Origin of the sequence: Mesorhizobium sp. M0968 (assembly GCF_040319065.1) — a bacterium.
Classification (GTDB): Bacteria; Pseudomonadota; Alphaproteobacteria; order Rhizobiales; family Rhizobiaceae; genus Mesorhizobium.
Genome location: NZ_JAMYNL010000002.1, coordinates 1 through 15,096 on the forward strand (window position 1 = coordinate 1; position 15,096 = coordinate 15,096).

The 15,096-nt window shown below is 60.3% G+C and carries 12 protein-coding genes and 1 pseudogene; 9 read left to right on the top strand and 4 right to left on the bottom strand.

All coding sequences use genetic code 11. The features are described 5' to 3' along the window. The first annotated feature begins 153 nt into the window (after positions 1 to 153). Together NKH67_RS02855 and NKH67_RS02860 are read left to right on the top strand one after the other, a co-directional pair. The gene (locus NKH67_RS02855) at positions 154 to 306 is read left to right on the top strand and encodes a GIY-YIG nuclease family protein (protein WP_502893712.1); all 153 of its coding nucleotides are present in this window, start codon (positions 154 to 156) and stop codon (positions 304 to 306) included. Between the two features lie 62 nt (positions 307 to 368). Beyond that, positions 369 to 1,336, top strand: a pseudogene (locus NKH67_RS02860) (IS1595 family transposase). A gap of 261 nt (positions 1,337 to 1,597) precedes the next feature. On the opposite strand, the gene NKH67_RS02865 reads toward NKH67_RS02860, so the two are convergent. Continuing rightward, positions 1,598 to 2,857 carry a hypothetical protein gene (locus NKH67_RS02865; protein ID WP_352503926.1) on the bottom strand — a complete coding sequence of 420 codons (1,260 nt, stop codon included), beginning with the start codon at positions 2,855 to 2,857 and terminating at the stop codon, positions 1,598 to 1,600. Between the two features lie 27 nt (positions 2,858 to 2,884). On the opposite strand from NKH67_RS02865, the gene NKH67_RS02870 reads away from it, so the two are divergent. From NKH67_RS02870 to NKH67_RS02880, 3 genes are all read left to right on the top strand, one after another. After that, positions 2,885 to 3,064 carry a hypothetical protein gene (locus NKH67_RS02870; RefSeq protein ID WP_352503925.1) on the top strand — a complete coding sequence of 60 codons (180 nt, stop codon included), beginning with the start codon at positions 2,885 to 2,887 and terminating at the stop codon, positions 3,062 to 3,064. 124 nt (positions 3,065 to 3,188) lie between these two features. Beyond that, on the top strand, positions 3,189 to 3,968 hold the full coding sequence (locus NKH67_RS02875) for a KilA-N domain-containing protein (protein WP_352766731.1): 780 nt from the start codon (positions 3,189 to 3,191) through the stop codon (positions 3,966 to 3,968). A gap of 315 nt (positions 3,969 to 4,283) precedes the next feature. Continuing rightward, positions 4,284 to 4,535: a GIY-YIG nuclease family protein gene (locus NKH67_RS02880; protein WP_352503869.1), complete on the top strand. Its 252-nt coding sequence runs from the start codon at positions 4,284 to 4,286 to the stop codon at positions 4,533 to 4,535. A gap of 350 nt (positions 4,536 to 4,885) precedes the next feature. On the opposite strand, the gene NKH67_RS02885 is transcribed toward NKH67_RS02880, so the two are convergent. Further along, on the bottom strand, positions 4,886 to 5,392 hold the full coding sequence (locus tag NKH67_RS02885) for a hypothetical protein (RefSeq protein WP_352471786.1): 507 nt from the start codon (positions 5,390 to 5,392) through the stop codon (positions 4,886 to 4,888). A 173-nt stretch (positions 5,393 to 5,565) separates the two neighbouring features. On the opposite strand from NKH67_RS02885, the gene NKH67_RS02890 reads away from it, so the two are divergent. Further along, positions 5,566 to 6,447: a DMT family transporter gene (locus NKH67_RS02890; RefSeq protein WP_352471788.1), complete on the top strand. Its 882-nt coding sequence runs from the start codon at positions 5,566 to 5,568 to the stop codon at positions 6,445 to 6,447. 14 nt (positions 6,448 to 6,461) lie between these two features. Here NKH67_RS02890 and dnaE read toward each other — a convergent pair whose 3' ends face one another. Continuing rightward, positions 6,462 to 9,989, bottom strand: coding sequence for a DNA polymerase III subunit alpha (dnaE, locus tag NKH67_RS02895; protein WP_352503868.1), 3,528 nt, complete (start codon positions 9,987 to 9,989; stop codon positions 6,462 to 6,464). A 574-nt stretch (positions 9,990 to 10,563) separates the two neighbouring features. Beyond that, positions 10,564 to 12,576 carry an acetyl-CoA carboxylase biotin carboxylase subunit gene (locus NKH67_RS02900; protein WP_352503867.1) on the bottom strand — a complete coding sequence of 671 codons (2,013 nt, stop codon included), beginning with the start codon at positions 12,574 to 12,576 and terminating at the stop codon, positions 10,564 to 10,566. A gap of 213 nt (positions 12,577 to 12,789) precedes the next feature. On the opposite strand from NKH67_RS02900, the gene NKH67_RS02905 reads away from it, so the two are divergent. From NKH67_RS02905 to NKH67_RS02915, 3 genes are all read left to right on the top strand, one after another. Then, positions 12,790 to 13,917, top strand: a complete 1,128-nt coding sequence (locus NKH67_RS02905; RefSeq protein WP_352970794.1) for an S-(hydroxymethyl)glutathione dehydrogenase/class III alcohol dehydrogenase — start codon at positions 12,790 to 12,792, stop codon at positions 13,915 to 13,917. A gap of 71 nt (positions 13,918 to 13,988) precedes the next feature. Further along, entirely contained in the window at positions 13,989 to 14,558 is a 570-nt protein-coding gene (gene gfa, locus NKH67_RS02910) for an S-(hydroxymethyl)glutathione synthase (protein ID WP_352697755.1), read from the top strand. Between the two features lie 66 nt (positions 14,559 to 14,624). Then, positions 14,625 to 15,092, top strand: coding sequence for a YaiI/YqxD family protein (locus tag NKH67_RS02915; RefSeq protein ID WP_352500831.1), 468 nt, complete (start codon positions 14,625 to 14,627; stop codon positions 15,090 to 15,092). Positions 15,093 to 15,096 lie beyond the last annotated feature (4 nt).

Below are 15,096 nucleotides of genomic sequence, written 5' to 3' on the forward strand. Positions count from 1 at the left end.
GACGGCTCCCTTGTTTGAGATCTCAACGAACTCATTCTGGCACATCCGATGCCGTCGGGCGCCGTCCACCCCATCATGCCGTGACCTAAGCCGAAGAATACAGCGGCTCAGAACGGCGCTTGTATCCGCAACTGTGCCAGCTACCCTTCAGCCATGACCGGCTATACCTACATGACCGCGAGCCAGAAGCACGGCACGATCTACATCGGCGTCACCAACGATCTCGGCCGCCGCATGCCGGAGCACAAATCCGGCCAAGGTTCGCGCTTCACCGGCCGCTACGGCGTGCAGCGCCTGGTCTGGTAGGCGATTATATATTTGACAAACCCAAACGGGATGAGCGATAACGAATCCAAGGAGTTATCGCCATGTCCGTTCTGTCCCGCCCCTACTTCCATAATGAAGCCGCCGCATTTGAGCATGTAGAGGGCATGCTGTGGCCGCAGGGTCCGGTCTGCCATCACTGCGGATCAATGGGTAAGCACTACAAGCTGGCTGGCGTTCGCTCCAAGCCTTCGAAGAAGAACCCGCACGGCGTTGAACGTCACGGCCTCTACAAGTGCGCCGCCTGCCGTGGCCAGTTCACGGTTCGCATGGGCACGATCTTCGAGGAAAGCCATTTGCCCCTGCACAAGTGGTTGCAGGCCATCCACCTCATGTGCTCGTCAAAGAAGAGCATTTCCTCGCACCAGCTGCACCGCGTTCTGGAATGCACCTACAAGACGGCTCGGTTCCTGTCGCACCGCATTCGCGAGGCCATGCGCTCGGATGACTTCACGCCCATGGGCGGCAACGGCAAGTCCGTTGAGGTGGACGAAACCTACATTGGCCGCCTTGCTGGCGTTCCGAAGCAGAGGACCGGCGCGGCTCACAAGAACACCGTGCTTACGCTTGTGGAGCGTGGCGGCATAGCCCGTTCCTTCCATATCGACAGCACGTCGATTGCCAAGGTGGTCCCGATTGTTCGCGCCAACATCGCAAAGGAAACGGCACGATGACCGACGAAGCCCATGGCTACAAGCGCGTCGGCGGCGAGTTCGCTTCCCATAGCCGCGTCGAGCATGGCGTCAACGAACACGGCCGCATCGAAACCAACGGCGCTGGCGAGCGCATCAACATCAACACCGATACCGTCGAAGGTTTCTATTCGATCTTCAAGCGCGGCATGAAAGGCGTTTACCAGCATTGCGCCGAACACCATCTGCACCGCTATTTGGCAGAGTTCGATTTCCGCTATTCCAACCGTTCGGCCATGGGCATCGAGGACAACGTTCGCTCACTCATTGCCTTGAAGGGCGCTAAGGGCAAGCGCCTTACCTACCGACAAGCTTTTTGATGCCAAGAAGGATCATTACCGGAAACCGGTGCAGTTAAAGCTGCCGCTCTGGAAGGGAGAACCCTTCAAAAACGGAGACGCCGTTAAAACGAGAAAACCCGCCCTTTGGGGGCGGGTCTCTTCAACCACCGATAGTCATTGGCGTGTTCTCCGTTAAGCCCTTCGGAGGGGGAACTACGTTCCCCTCTAAATAGTCGCACAAATTATGACATACAAGAAAACCCTTTGCAAATAGGTTAACAAAATGAAACCAAATTCCTGCTAAGCGTGCTCGTATAGAATAATTTCCCCGGCCGCCCGAACGATCAGGTTGGACCAAGGGCGAAGTTTCTCATAATTGGACCTAGTTGGGAGAATAACCGTAGCGTTCTTGTCTTCCCGACCGTGTGCAAGGGCATTCCGGATTTTGCGAGCCGAGTTGCAGATATTCCGCACTCCATTGTTCATAAAATCGTCCTTGCTCTGAAGCCCTGCGATCAACGGACCGATCTCAAAGCCCCCGTCAAACGTCTCGTTCTTCGAGAACATTTCAACGTTGACCTCCAGGAATTTCCAAAGGATCTGAGGGTCCACAGCTTTAGCCATGACGGATTCAAAGCGCTGGTATTCATTTATGGTTGAAGACCTGACAGCTGCCAGTACGCGGTCAGCCGTACCGCTAATATCATCAAGGGCGTGGGGCATCATAAGCGCTTTTCGAACTGCTATTTTGGGAGCGCTTTCCACGAAGAAAAAAGCGGAATGCTCGATAATTCGGTAAGCGTAGAGAAATTTCCTGGCCGGCTCTGGATTCTCCGTAGCGCCCCAGAACTGGAGTAGCTCGGAATCCAACGGGTGGGCAGAGATTACGGTGGGAAACTTTTCATAACGATACCGGGTTCCAACTTCGCTAGGCGCCTTCGGTAATTGCGGCGGATGGATGATTACCCGAGGGGTGAGGGCGTCATAGTAAGACATATAAAAGTTCAAACAGTTGAGAAACTCGATTATTCTGTCTTCAGAATAGTCGATGTCTTCAATGTAAAAGCAGGCTGGGACCCCAAATCTTTTATCGGGCTCCTCGTCAATGCCCAGAGCGAAGGCATAGTTGATGAAAGAGAGCGTGTTTCGATAGCCATTTTCAGTTGGGCCAACGGGTTTAATGAATGCGGATAACGCGATGAGTTCATCGCTCGCTTTTGCAAAGTGACATTTGTGCGTCTTGTTATTGTAGTGGAATTCAAAGGAACGGCCAAAAACCTCCTTATTATTGTTGCTCAAGGCATAGGCGGTCCAAAGGACTTCTAGCCTCTTGCTATCAACATGAAAGATAGCTGAAAGCCTCTCGGGGAATATGATCTTATTTAGTATCGCAATTGTATCGTCTTGATCATCATCCAAGGCTATTATCATCGCTGGGTCGCCCCATGGATTGGAAACCGCTAAGATTTCCTCGCCCGTGAGCGATGTTTTCTTCACTTCCGATTTTGGGTTACTATCCAAAAATGGCTTGAGCTTTTGTATCGCTTCAGCGTCTTCCATGCTGCCCTCCGAAGGAAAGGCAAAACAATGGCAACTAAAAAGCAAAGTCAATTGCAGAAATTCAAAGAGGCCGCGCGCGAACTGGAAACCGACCAGTCAGAGGAAGCCTTTGACCGCGTGTTGAAAAAGGTAGTGAAGTCGGCCCAACCGAAGGACGACAAGGAACTGCCGAGGCCTAAGAAGGGGTTGGCCGACCGCTCCAAATAGGCCGTGCGGGCACCCTTTATCCCCACAACCACAGAGATGGAACATTAGCAGAACGCGATCGCTTGTCGCCGTACAATCGGGGTCATCTCGATTCGAGCCGTTAGCGGCGGAAAGGCTAATGCCAATGAACAAGGACAGTGCATTCCAGATCACGGTACGTGGGCGCTTAATTCGCGAAGATGCGGACGGTTTCGTTTGCGTGACGGATATCCATTCCGCCGCTGGATATTCAAAAAATCAGCGACCTGCAGATTTCCAGCGCCTTCCCCAGTGGATGGCGATCGCGACAGAACTGCATGAGAAATTAGTGGGAAAATCCCACCAATTCAAAACGTCTCTGATTTGGCGCTCAAAGACAGGGCCGAACGGCGGCACATACGCCCATCCGATACTTGCACTGGCTTTTGCCGAGTATCTCAGCCCCAAGCTGGCCGTCGAGGTCAGAGAAACTTTCCTTCGTGCCAAGCAGGGCGATGCGACCCTTGCCGACGAGATTCTTCAGAAGTCCGGCTCTGCCGCCAACGAGTGGGCCGCAAAGCGCGCTTTGGCAAGAAGCGCTCGGAATGACTACACCGCCATGTTGGCTGGTCACGGCGTTACAGTACCTACCGACTTCGCGGCTTGCACAAACGCAACTTACACAACCTTGTTCGGCAAAACGGCAAAGCAGATGAAGGCTGCAAAGGGCGTGCCTGAAAAATCCAGTCTTCGGGACGCGATGACCACGAAAGAGTTGATTTTTACTATGGCGTCAGAAGCTCTGTCGTCGGAGCGGATTGAAGAAGAGAATAGCCTTGGGCCCGGCGAGTGCCGCACGGCAACCGCTAAGTCTGCTCGCTTCATTAGGGATGCCATTGAAGGCGACCGGCGTGACCGCCGAAGCTCACAGCCTACGATGTTCTAAGAGGCCATTCCCCTACGGCTGGGTAGCGCCCCAGCGTGGAATTAGGGGTATTTGCTTCCTGCAAGCTGTCTGGCACGGCCTTCGGCAGTTGCCGATTTGCGCGTGAGCGGGTTACACCTGATCACCGTTTGCCCGGTAGCATCAGAATACATCATGCAGGATTTATTTGGTGTGTCTGGGATACAGGCATTAATGTTGATTTTTATCCACTTGCCCCCTCCGCTGAACGCGGCATAGCTGGGGTAGTTCTTGCAAGTTCCCTTGCTCGAATAAGGAACATTCGCCTGACTAGTGCATGCGGTTGCGCTAGCGGCAATGGCTACAACGATTGCTATGCGGATCATGTTTCCCCCAAACACCTCGCGGATAGGTAGCATCGCGAGACCTTTAGGGGAAGTCGGGTTTGTCAAATATATAATCGCCGTCTGGTACGAGGAACATTTCGACATTCGTGACGCCATTCAGCGCGAGAACTCGCTGAAGCGCTGGCCGCGGCAGTGGAAGATCGAGCTGATCGAGAAGACCAATCCAGAGTGGTTCGAGCTTTTTCGCGGAACGGGGTGGTAGTTCGGTACTGGTCCGCAGGCGCACTGCCGCGTGGTAACGGCATGGATCCCAGGGTCTCCGCGACGGCGCTTCGCTCCTGCTTCGCCCTACGATGACGAAGTTGGGGAAGTTTCGGCCGATCCCGAATGTTTATGATGGTCCAACGAAACGAACGATGAAATCTTGGCTGCCGATCGGCTTCCAACCCGTCAAGATCGCTGTGCCGGGACTGACTGCTGCCCACCCCGAGCCGTCTTTGCGTCGGTACTAAGCGTCATATTTTCACAACCAGACCATGATCCCGAACCGAAGGTCCGCGTACGCGAAAAGTGGAAACCGGTTTTCAAAAAGATCATGATCAAACAAGAAGATCACGTGCGCTGCAGATCGATCCGGGTGGTCACCACACTCTTCCCGGTTTTCGGATCGGTATCGACGACGATCAGCCGCATGCCATTCTCGCCGTTCTTCTCGACCGTCATTTGCGCCTTGCGATCGCCATTGACCTCCTTGGCCCAACGGATGCCGAGATTGATTGCGTTGCCGGAGCGGCTGCCGCTCAATTGCGCCGGCCCGGTGCGCGATCCGACATAGGTGCCGGTGTATTTCGTCCCGCTCGATTTGAGATCGGCGCTGATGGCGCGCGTTACCACGATAAGACCGCGGCAGCTGCCGTCGAGCGACAGCGAGCTCGACGTTGCGTCGGAATTGAAATGACAGGAGACATTCACCGTCGGCGCATCGGTGGTCACCTTGACGATGCCTTTGCCGGCGAAATTCCCCTGGAATGAGCGAAGAAAATCCGGATCGTCGGCATGCGCTGCCCCGGCCCCGGCCGTCAGGCAGCCGGCAAGTACAAATCGTGCAAGTGATTTCATCGGACCGCTCCTCGTTGGTATCCAAAACACAGCACGCAAACACTGAGGGACCAACGCTCCCCTCAGCGGCGGGTTCCGGCTTCAACATCACTGTTTGCAACGCTGCGCGGCTGGCCCAGTCGAATGCGTCGGCTAGCGGTTGCGATGAGCGCTCCGGCTTGCGACATAGCCGCATGGCACCCGCACCCTCGATCCCCAAGGCCGCGTTCTGGATGGCGCTGTCGATCGCCTCGTTCCTGGCGATGTCGGTGGCCGGCCGTGCCACGACGGCCGAACTAAACGTCTTCCAGGTGCTCGAGCTGCGCTCGGTGATCGGCTTTTTCATCCTGTTGCCGCTGGTCATGATGTCAGGCGGTTTTGCGGCGATGCGCACCGGACGCCCGCTGGCTCATATCGCCCGCAACGTCGTCCACTATACCGGCCAGGCTGCCTGGCTCTACGCCCTGACGCTGATCCCGCTTGCGGTACTGATCTCGATCGAATTCACGACGCCGATCTGGACCGCTTTGCTGGCCGTCGCTTTCCTCGGCGAAAGGCTGTCCCGGCCACGGCTGGCGGCGATCGTGCTCGGGCTGATCGGCGTTGTGATCATCGTGCGTCCGGGCGTCGGCGCGGTCAATCCGGGACATGTCATCGTGCTGGGAGCCGCGGTCTGCTTCGGCGTCTCGGTGGTCCTCGTCAAGTCGCTGACGCGGACGGACAGCGTCGTGCGCATCATCTTCTGGATGTTGATCATCCAGTCGCTGCTTGGCCTCGTCCCGGCGCTTTACGAATGGCGCAACCCGCCGCTTGAGCTCTGGCCGTGGATCCTGCTCATCGCCTTCACCGGCATGTCGTCGCATTTCTGCATGGCCCGCGCACTTGTCTATGCCGATGCGACGGTCATCTCGCCAATGGACTTTTTGCGCGTGCCGCTGTCGGCGGTGATCGGATGGCTGCTCTATCACGAGCAGATCGACGCCTTCACCGCCGGTGGCGCCCTGCTGATCCTCATGGGAAATCTGCTCAACCTGCAGCGGAGAGCACCGCAACCGGCGGAGATCGCCGCTTCATAAGCGTGCGCTAACTCTTAGACCAGTTCCACCTCGACCACGCCCGGCACCGCCCGCATCGCCGACGCGATCTGCGGCGATACGCGGTAGCGGTTGGGCAACTCGATCTCGACCTCGCCCTCGCCGCCTTCCTTGATGACGATGATGCTCACCTGACTGTCGCCGCGCTGGCCAAGCTGCGATTGGATTGTCGATGCCGGTGCGTCATTTCTGACGAAGATGCGCAACGCTTTCTGGATACGGCTTGCCTCTTCCTCCAACGACTGCACGGTCTGGATGCGCAGATTGACGCCTTCAGGCCTGTCCTCGGCCGAAACGGTGATCACCACCGAGCGGCCGGGTTCGAGCAGGTCGCGGTATTGCGCCAGCCCCTCGGAAAACAGCACCGCTTCATACTGGCCGGAGGTGTCGGAGAACTGCACGACGCCCATCTTGTTGCCGGTGCGCGTCTTGCGCTCCTGCTTGGTGGTCACCGTGCCGGCGAGCCGGCCGGCGGCAGCACCGCGTTTGACGGCGGCCGAAAACTCGCCCCAGGTCTGCACCCGCATTTTCTGCAGCGCCGCCTTGTATTCGTCGAGCGGATGCGCCGAGAGATAGAACCCGACCACCTGGAATTCACGGTGCAGGCGGTCGGCGGCGAGCCAGGGATCGGTCGCCGGCAAGTTGAGCGCCTGCGACTGTGCGCCGAGCGAGGCGCCAAAGATGTCATGCTGGCCGGTGACGGCATTCTGCTGCGCCAGCGACGCCAGCCCCATCATCCGCTCGACGCCGGCCATCATCGCCGCGCGGTCATGACCGAAGCAGTCGAGCGCGCCGGCCATGATCAGGCTTTCGAAGACGCGCTTGCCGACGATCTTCGGATCGACCCTTTCACAGAAATCGGCAAGGCTCTTGAAGGGTTTTTCGCCGCGCGTGGCGACGATGTGCTCGACCGCCGCGTCGCCGACGCCCTTGAGCGCGGCCAGCGAATAGAAGATGCGGTTCTCGCCGACCTCGAAATCCCGGAACGACGTCATGACCGACGGCGCCACCACCTCGATGCCGAGGCGCAGCGCATCCTGGCGGAAATCGGCGAGCTTGTCCGTATTGCCCATGTCGAGCGTCATCGACGCCGCCAGGAATTCGACAGGGTAATGCGCCTTCAGATAGGCGGTCTGGTAGGAGACGACGGCATAGGCGGCGGCATGCGATTTGTTGAAACCGTAGTCGGCAAACTTTGCCAGCAGGTCGAAGATGAAGTCGGCTTGCGGCTTGCCGACGCCGCGCTCGACCGCGCCCGAAACAAAGCGCTCGCGCTGCTTGTCCATCTCGGCGCGGATCTTCTTGCCCATGGCGCGGCGCAGCAGATCGGCTTCGCCCAGCGAATAGCCGGAGAGCTCCTGCGCGATCTGCATCACCTGTTCCTGGTAGACGATGACGCCTTGCGTCTCCTTGACGAGATGGTCGATCTTCGGGTGGATCGACGCCATCTCCTCCTCGCCGTGCTTTCTGGCGTTGTAGGTCGGTATGTTCTCCATCGGCCCCGGCCGGTAGAGCGCGACCAGCGCGATAATGTCCTCGATACAGTCGGGCCGCATGCCGATCAGCGCCTTGCGCATGCCGGCACTTTCCACCTGGAACACGCCGACCACTTCGCCGCGCGACAGCATGGCGTAGGTTTCGGGGTCGTCGAGCGGAATGTGGGCAAGATCGATCTCGATGCCGCGGCGGCGGATCAGCTTGACGGCCCTGTCCAGCACCGTCAGCGTCTTCAGGCCAAGGAAGTCGAATTTCACCAGCCCGGCCTGCTCGACATATTTCATGTTGAACTGCGTGACCGGCATGTCCGAGCGCGGATCGCGGTACATCGGCACCAGCTCCGACAGCGGCCGGTCGCCGATGACGATGCCGGCGGCGTGCGTCGAGGCGTGCCGATAAAGACCTTCCAGTTTCTGCGCCGTATCGAGCAGCGTCTGCACGATCGGCTCACGCTCCGCCTCTTCGGCAAAGCGCGGCTCGTTGGCGATGGCGTCGGCGAGCTTGACCGGATTGGCCGGGTTCGACGGCACCATCTTGCTCAGCTTGTCGACCTGCCCGTAAGGCATCTGCAGCACGCGGCCGACGTCGCGCAGCACCGCGCGCGCCTGCAACGTGCCGAAGGTGATGATCTGGCCAACCTGGTCGCGGCCGTATTTCTGCTGGACGTAGCGGATGACTTCCTCGCGCCGGTCCTGGCAGAAGTCGATGTCGAAGTCGGGCATAGACACGCGGTCGGGATTGAGGAAGCGCTCGAACAGCAGCGAAAAACGCAGTGGATCGATGTCGGTGATGGTCGTGGCATAGGCGACCAGCGAGCCGGCGCCCGAACCGCGGCCCGGGCCGACCGGAATCCCTTGTGCCTTGGCCCATTTGATGAAGTCGGCAACGATCAGGAAATAGCCCGGATATTTCATCTTCTCGATGACGCCGAGCTCGAAATCCAGCCTTTCGCGATATTGCTCGACCGTGTAGCCCGGCGTCGGGCCGTGCGCCGCCAGCCGCGCCTCCAGCCCTTCATGCGCCTGCCTGGCAAGCTCCTGCGCCTCCGCCTTGACCGCAGCATCGGCGTCGGCGACATCGCGGCCGGCAAAGCGCGGCAGAATCGGATTGCGGGTCTTCGGGTAATACGAGCAGCGCAGCGCGATCTCGACGGTGTTGTCGATTGCTTCCGGCAGGTCAGCGAACAGCCTCGCCATATCGGCCTGGCTTCTCAGGAAGTGGTCGGGCGAAAGGCGGCGGCGATTGTCGGCCGCCACCACGGAACCTTCGGCGATGGCGATCAGGGCGTCATGCGCCTCATAGTCTTCACGAGAGAAGAAAAACGCCTCGTTGGTGGCAACCAGCGGCAGATCGTGGCGGTAGGCGAGGTCGACCGACGACTGCTCGATGGCGCGGTCGTAACCGGAGACCCGCTCAAGCTCGACATAGAGCCGGTCGCCGAACAGGCCCTTGAGCGCCGACAGCCGGGTCTCGGCGAGTTCGCGGCGATCCTGTTTCAAGGCAGTGCCGATCGGACCGCGCGGCCCGCCCGTAAGGCAGATCAATCCGTCGGTGTGGCCCTGCAGCATCTCGCTCGTCAGATGCACCGCTTCGCCGGGCGGTGTCTCGAGGTAGACGCGGCTGACCAGCCTGACCAGATTGCCGTAGCCGGCCTCGGTTGCGGCGATCAGGACGACCGGCCGCATCTCCGGTCCTTGCCGCCTGCGGTCGCGCTGGCTGTCGCTCGCCTCGCCGGAAAAGGCGAGGTCGATCTGGCAGCCGATGATCGGCTGGATGCCATCCTTTACCGCCTTCTGGGCGAATTCCAGCGCGCCGAACAGATTGTTGGTGTCGGTGACGGCGATTGCCGGGCATTCGTCCTGCACCGCATGGCCGACGATCTTGCCGAGCTGCAAGGCACCTTCGAGCAGCGAATAGGCCGAATGCACGCGCAGATGAATGAATCGACGCGCCGCCGCCTCCGCCCGCGACGCCTTTGCATAGGCCTCGCGCAGCAAGGGATCGCGTGGAAGTCTTTCATCCGCCATGGTTTTTTCGCGCCGCCTGAAGGGACTCAGTCGATGAAGTTGTATTGTCGAGCGCCGGGTAGCACGAGTCCAGCGCTAGTGATTAGAGCTTTGGAGGTTTAGAGCAACCGCCGAAGCTGCCAATTTCCCCCTTTGTGGGGGAGATGTCCGGCAGGACAGAGAGGGGCGCTGTCCCGCCAACCTCAGGCTACAAACAAAACCCGCCTCGGCGGGCGGGTCGTTGGAGCCAATTAGCACCATAGCCAAATTAATAGCATAGCTGCCGGCACAAAGCAAGAACAAAATACGGCGCGACGGGGAAAAATTCGAGTTGTCCGTCTCCCGAGGGCGTATCCAGAGGATTGCAGGTCGCGTTCCTTCGCGCCCCCCTCTGTCCTGCCGGACATCTCCCCCATGAGGGGGGAGATTGGCCATCATCTCGGCTTTCGCCAATTTCCAACGTTGCAGGAGCGAGCTGGGCCCCGAAGCTGCCAATCTCCCCACTTTAGGGACACTTGAGGGGGAGATGTCCGGCAGGACAGAGGGGCGCGCTGTCCCGCCAACTTCAGACAGAGCGTCGAGGGCGGGTCCAACCTCACGCGAATTCCATGATCACAGCATCGACGGCAAGGCTGTCGCCGGGCTTGGCGTTGAGCTTCGAGACGATGAGGTCGCGCTCGGCGCGCAACACGTTTTCCATCTTCATCGCCTCGACCACGGCCAGCGTCTCGCCGGCCTTGACCTCCTGCCCCTCGGCAACGGCAATCGACACGACGAGGCCGGGCATCGGGCATAGCAGCATCTTCGAGGTATCCGGCGCCACTTTTTCCGGCATCAGCCTTTCGAGTTCGGCGGTGCGCGGCAGCATGGCGCGGGCTGTCACCGAGATGCCTTTCCAGGCGATGCGGAACCCATTCAGCACCGGCCTGACCTGCGCCGCGACCTTGCGGCCGCCGACCGCGCCGCGCCAGATGAGATCGCCCGGCCGCCAGTCGGAGGTCACCGTCAGCGGTTTGCCGCCGTCGATTGTGAGGTCGAGCTCCATCGGAATGGAAATCATGCCTTCGACGATGGCAACCGAAAGATAATCCCGGCCGATCTTCACCACCCAATCGCGTTTCAAGGCGCCCGAATGCGGCGCCAGCCGCCCGCCCAGCCGGTCGAGCCGGTCGCGGCGCAGCAGTTCGACCGCGGTGGCGATCGCGGCCAGCACCGCGTTTTCTTCGCTGTTCGGCACAATGGGCGCGAAGCCGTCGGGATATTCCTCGGCGATGAACGCCGTCGATAGCCGCCCTTCCCGCCAGCGCGGATGCTGCATCAGCGCCGCCAGGAACGGTATGTTGTGCTCGATGCCGTCGACGACGAAACTGTCCAGCGCTTCCGACATCGCGTCTATCGCCGCCAGCCGTGTCGGCGCCCAGGTGCACAGCTTGGCGACCATCGGGTCGTAGAACATCGAGATTTCCGAGCCTTCGGTAACGCCAGTATCGTTGCGGATAACGACCTCGCCGAATTTTCCCTCTTCCGGCGGCCGGTATTTCGTCAGCCTGCCGATCGACGGCAGAAAGTTGCGATACGGGTCTTCGGCATAGAGGCGGCTTTCCACCGCCCAGCCGTTCAGCTTGACGTCGCTCTGCTTGATGGCGAGCTTTTCGCCGGCTGCCACGCGGATCATCTGCTCGACCAGGTCGATGCCGGTGACGAGTTCCGTCACCGGATGCTCGACCTGCAGCCGCGTGTTCATTTCCAGGAAATAGAAGTTTTTGTCGCTGTCGACGATGAACTCGACCGTGCCGGCGCTCTGGTAGTCGACGGCCTTGGCCAGCGCCAGCGACTGCTCGCCCATGGCTTTGCGGGTCTTGGCGTCGAGGAACGGCGACGGCGCCTCCTCCACGACCTTCTGGTTGCGGCGCTGGATCGAGCATTCGCGCTCGCCGAGATAGAGCGTGTTGCCATGCGCGTCGGCGAGCACCTGGATTTCGATATGGCGCGGATCGACGATGAATTTTTCGATGAAGACGCGGTCATCGCCGAACGAGCTTTTCGCCTCCGACCGCGCCCGGTCGAAGCCGTCGCGCACCTCTGCCTTGCTCCAGGCGATGCGCATGCCCTTGCCGCCGCCGCCGGCTGAAGCCTTGATCATCACGGGATAGCCGATTTCGCCGGCTATTCTTTCGGCACGGGCGGCGTTTTCGACGACGCCGAGCCAGCCGGGCACCGTCGACACCTTGGCCGCGTTGGCGAACTTTTTCGATTCGATCTTGTCGCCCATCGCCTTGATGGCCTTGGGCTTCGGGCCAATGAAGACGATGCCTTCCTGCTCCAGCCCTTCGCAGAAGGATGCCCGCTCGGACAGGAAACCGTAGCCGGGATGCACGGCCTCTGCTCCTGTCGCCTTGCAGGCGGCGATGATCTTTTCCGCGACCAGATAACTTTGCGCAGCCGGCGAAGGCCCGATATGCACCGCCTCGTCGGCCATTTCGACATGCACGGCGTCGCGGTCGGCGTCGGAATGGACTGCGACGGTGGCGATGCCCATCTTGCGCGCCGTCTTGATCACGCGGCAGGCGATCTCGCCACGGTTGGCGACCAGGATCTTTGTGAACATGCAGGCCTCGTCCCTCGGCTGCCCTTCTTTTACGGGCTTCCCGTTTTATGGGCTTCAGGGGGCCGGTCAAGGCAAAGTCGGAGCCTATCCCGCATGCAAATCGGCGGGCGCTGACGAAAATCCGGGGTCACAACGTCGCTTCGTGCATAGCGCAGAGCTGAATGGTAAGTTAAATCTAACCTGGATTGCAGAGTGCCTTGGGAGGATTGCCTGATGAAAACGCGCGCCGCTGTCGCCGTTGCCGCCGGAAAGCCGCTGCAGATCATGGAGGTCGACCTCGAAGGTCCCCGCGATGGCGAGGTGCTGGTCGAGATCAAGGCAACCGGCATCTGCCACACTGACGAGTTCACGCTGTCGGGCGCCGACCCGGAAGGCCTGTTTCCGGCGATCCTCGGCCATGAGGGCGCCGGCATCGTCGTCGACGTCGGCAAGGGCGTCTCCTCGGTCAGGAAGGGCGACCATGTCATCCCGCTCTATACGCCGGAATGCCGGCAGTGCCCGTCCTGCCTGTCGCGCAAGACCAATCTGTGCACCGCCATCCGCGCCACGCAGGGACAGGGTTTGATGCCGGACGGCACCTCGCGCTTCTCGATCGGCAAGGACAGGCTGTTCCACTACATGGGCTGCTCGACCTTTTCCAACTTCACCGTGCTGCCCGAGATCGCCGTGGCCAAGGTCAATGCCGACGCCCCGTTCGACAAGATCTGCTACATCGGCTGCGGCGTCACCACCGGCATCGGTGCTGTGATCAACACGGCCAAGGTCGAGCAAGGCGCGACGGCGGTCGTCTTCGGCCTCGGCGGCATCGGCCTCAACGTCATCCAAGGCCTGCGCCTTGCCGGCGCCGACATGATCATCGGCGTCGACCTGAACAACGACAAGAAGGAATGGGGCGAGAAATTCGGCATGACGCATTTCGTCAATCCGAAGGAGATCGACGGCGATGTCGTGGCTCATCTCATCAACATGACCAAGCGCGGCGCCGACCAGATCGGCGGCGCCGACTACACGTTCGACTGCACCGGCAACACCAAAGTCATGCGGCAGGCGCTGGAAGCCTCGCACCGCGGCTGGGGCAAGTCGGTCATCATCGGCGTTGCCGGCGCCGGCCAGGAGATCTCGACGCGGCCGTTCCAGCTCGTCACCGGCCGCACCTGGATGGGCACCGCCTTTGGCGGCGCGCGCGGCCGCACCGACGTGCCGAAGATCGTCGACTGGTACATGGCCGGCAAGATCGAGATCGATCCGATGATCACCCACACGCTGAAGCTCGAGGACATCAACAAGGGCTTTGACCTGATGCATGAAGGCAAGTCGATCAGGAGCGTGGTGGTTTACTGACGAGGAGAAAGCCGTCGGCTAACCAGCCAACGGCCGAAAAATGCAGATGTTCAACCAGGGAGGAGACAAAAATGCCGGAAAAACTGCATCCTAAAATCGACAATGGACTGCCACGGGAAAAGGCCGACTTTGCCGGCGGCACGCTGGTCTGCGCCTGCACCAGCAACCCGGTCAAGGTCAAGGTCAAGGGCCAGATCGCCCACAACCATGCCTGCGGCTGCACCAAATGCTGGAAGCCGGAAGGCGCGCTGTTCTCGGTCGTGGCGGTCGCCGGTACAAACGACGTGACGGTGACCGAAAACGGCGACAAGCTGAAGATCGTCGATCCGGGCGCGCTGATCCTGCGCCATGCCTGCACCGGCTGCGGCGTCCACATGCACGGCCCGGTCGAGCGCGACCACGCTTTCAAGGGGCTGTCCTTCATCCATCCCGAACGCTTCCAGGAAGACGGCTGGGCGCCGCCGGGCTTCACCGCCTTTGTCTCGTCGATCATCGAGTCCGGTGTCGATCCAAGCCGCATGGACGGCATAAGGTCACAGCTGAAGTCGATCGGGCTCGAACCTTATGATTGCCTCAATCCAGGACTGATGGACTATATCGCCACCTGGACGGCCAAGCGGTCCGGCGCGTTGCCGGCCTAGTAGCCGCTCGACTATCATCGATCGAGCCGGGCGACGCCGCCCGGCTCTTTCACATTTGGAACAACGATGCCCGCACCTGCTATTCTCGTCGATGCCGACGCTTGCCCAGTGAAGGCCGAGGTCGAAAAAGTCGCCGAGCGGCACGGCATCGTCGTCACCTTCGTCTCCAATGGCGGCTTGCGTCCGTCGCGCGATCCGATGATCCGCAATGTCGTCGTCTCCAAGAGCGCCGATGCCGCCGACGACTGGATAGTCGAAAATGCCCGGTCCAACGATATCGTGGTGACCGCCGATATCCCGCTTGCCGCGCGCGCGGTGGCGCTTGGCGCCCACGTACTTGGTCCGACCGGACGCCCGTTTACGCCCGAAACGATCGGCATGGCGGTGGCAATGCGCGATCTCAAGCAGCATCTGCGCGAGACCGGCGAAAGCAAGGGCTACAATTCGAGCTTCGCGCCGCAGGACCGCTCGCGGTTCCTCGGCGAGCTTGACCGCATCCTACGGCGGGCGCTGAAATCCGCGTCTGCGGACTGAAGGC

Coding starts and splice junctions, on each gene's coding strand:
- NKH67_RS02875 (WP_352766731.1), top strand. CDS start 3,189: ATGAACAAGGACAGTGCATTCCAGATCACGGTACGTGGGCGCTTAATT.
- NKH67_RS02900 (WP_352503867.1), bottom strand. CDS start 12,576: ATGTTCACAAAGATCCTGGTCGCCAACCGTGGCGAGATCGCCTGCCGC.
- NKH67_RS02915 (WP_352500831.1), top strand. CDS start 14,625: ATGCCCGCACCTGCTATTCTCGTCGATGCCGACGCTTGCCCAGTGAAG.
- gfa (WP_352697755.1), top strand. CDS start 13,989: ATGCCGGAAAAACTGCATCCTAAAATCGACAATGGACTGCCACGGGAA.
- NKH67_RS02905 (WP_352970794.1), top strand. CDS start 12,790: ATGAAAACGCGCGCCGCTGTCGCCGTTGCCGCCGGAAAGCCGCTGCAG.
- dnaE (WP_352503868.1), bottom strand. CDS start 9,989: ATGGCGGATGAAAGACTTCCACGCGATCCCTTGCTGCGCGAGGCCTAT.
- NKH67_RS02880 (WP_352503869.1), top strand. CDS start 4,284: ATGGCTACAACGATTGCTATGCGGATCATGTTTCCCCCAAACACCTCG.
- NKH67_RS02890 (WP_352471788.1), top strand. CDS start 5,566: ATGGCACCCGCACCCTCGATCCCCAAGGCCGCGTTCTGGATGGCGCTG.
- NKH67_RS02885 (WP_352471786.1), bottom strand. CDS start 5,392: ATGAAATCACTTGCACGATTTGTACTTGCCGGCTGCCTGACGGCCGGG.
- NKH67_RS02865 (WP_352503926.1), bottom strand. CDS start 2,857: ATGGAAGACGCTGAAGCGATACAAAAGCTCAAGCCATTTTTGGATAGT.
- NKH67_RS02855 (WP_502893712.1), top strand. CDS start 154: ATGACCGGCTATACCTACATGACCGCGAGCCAGAAGCACGGCACGATC.
- NKH67_RS02870 (WP_352503925.1), top strand. CDS start 2,885: ATGGCAACTAAAAAGCAAAGTCAATTGCAGAAATTCAAAGAGGCCGCG.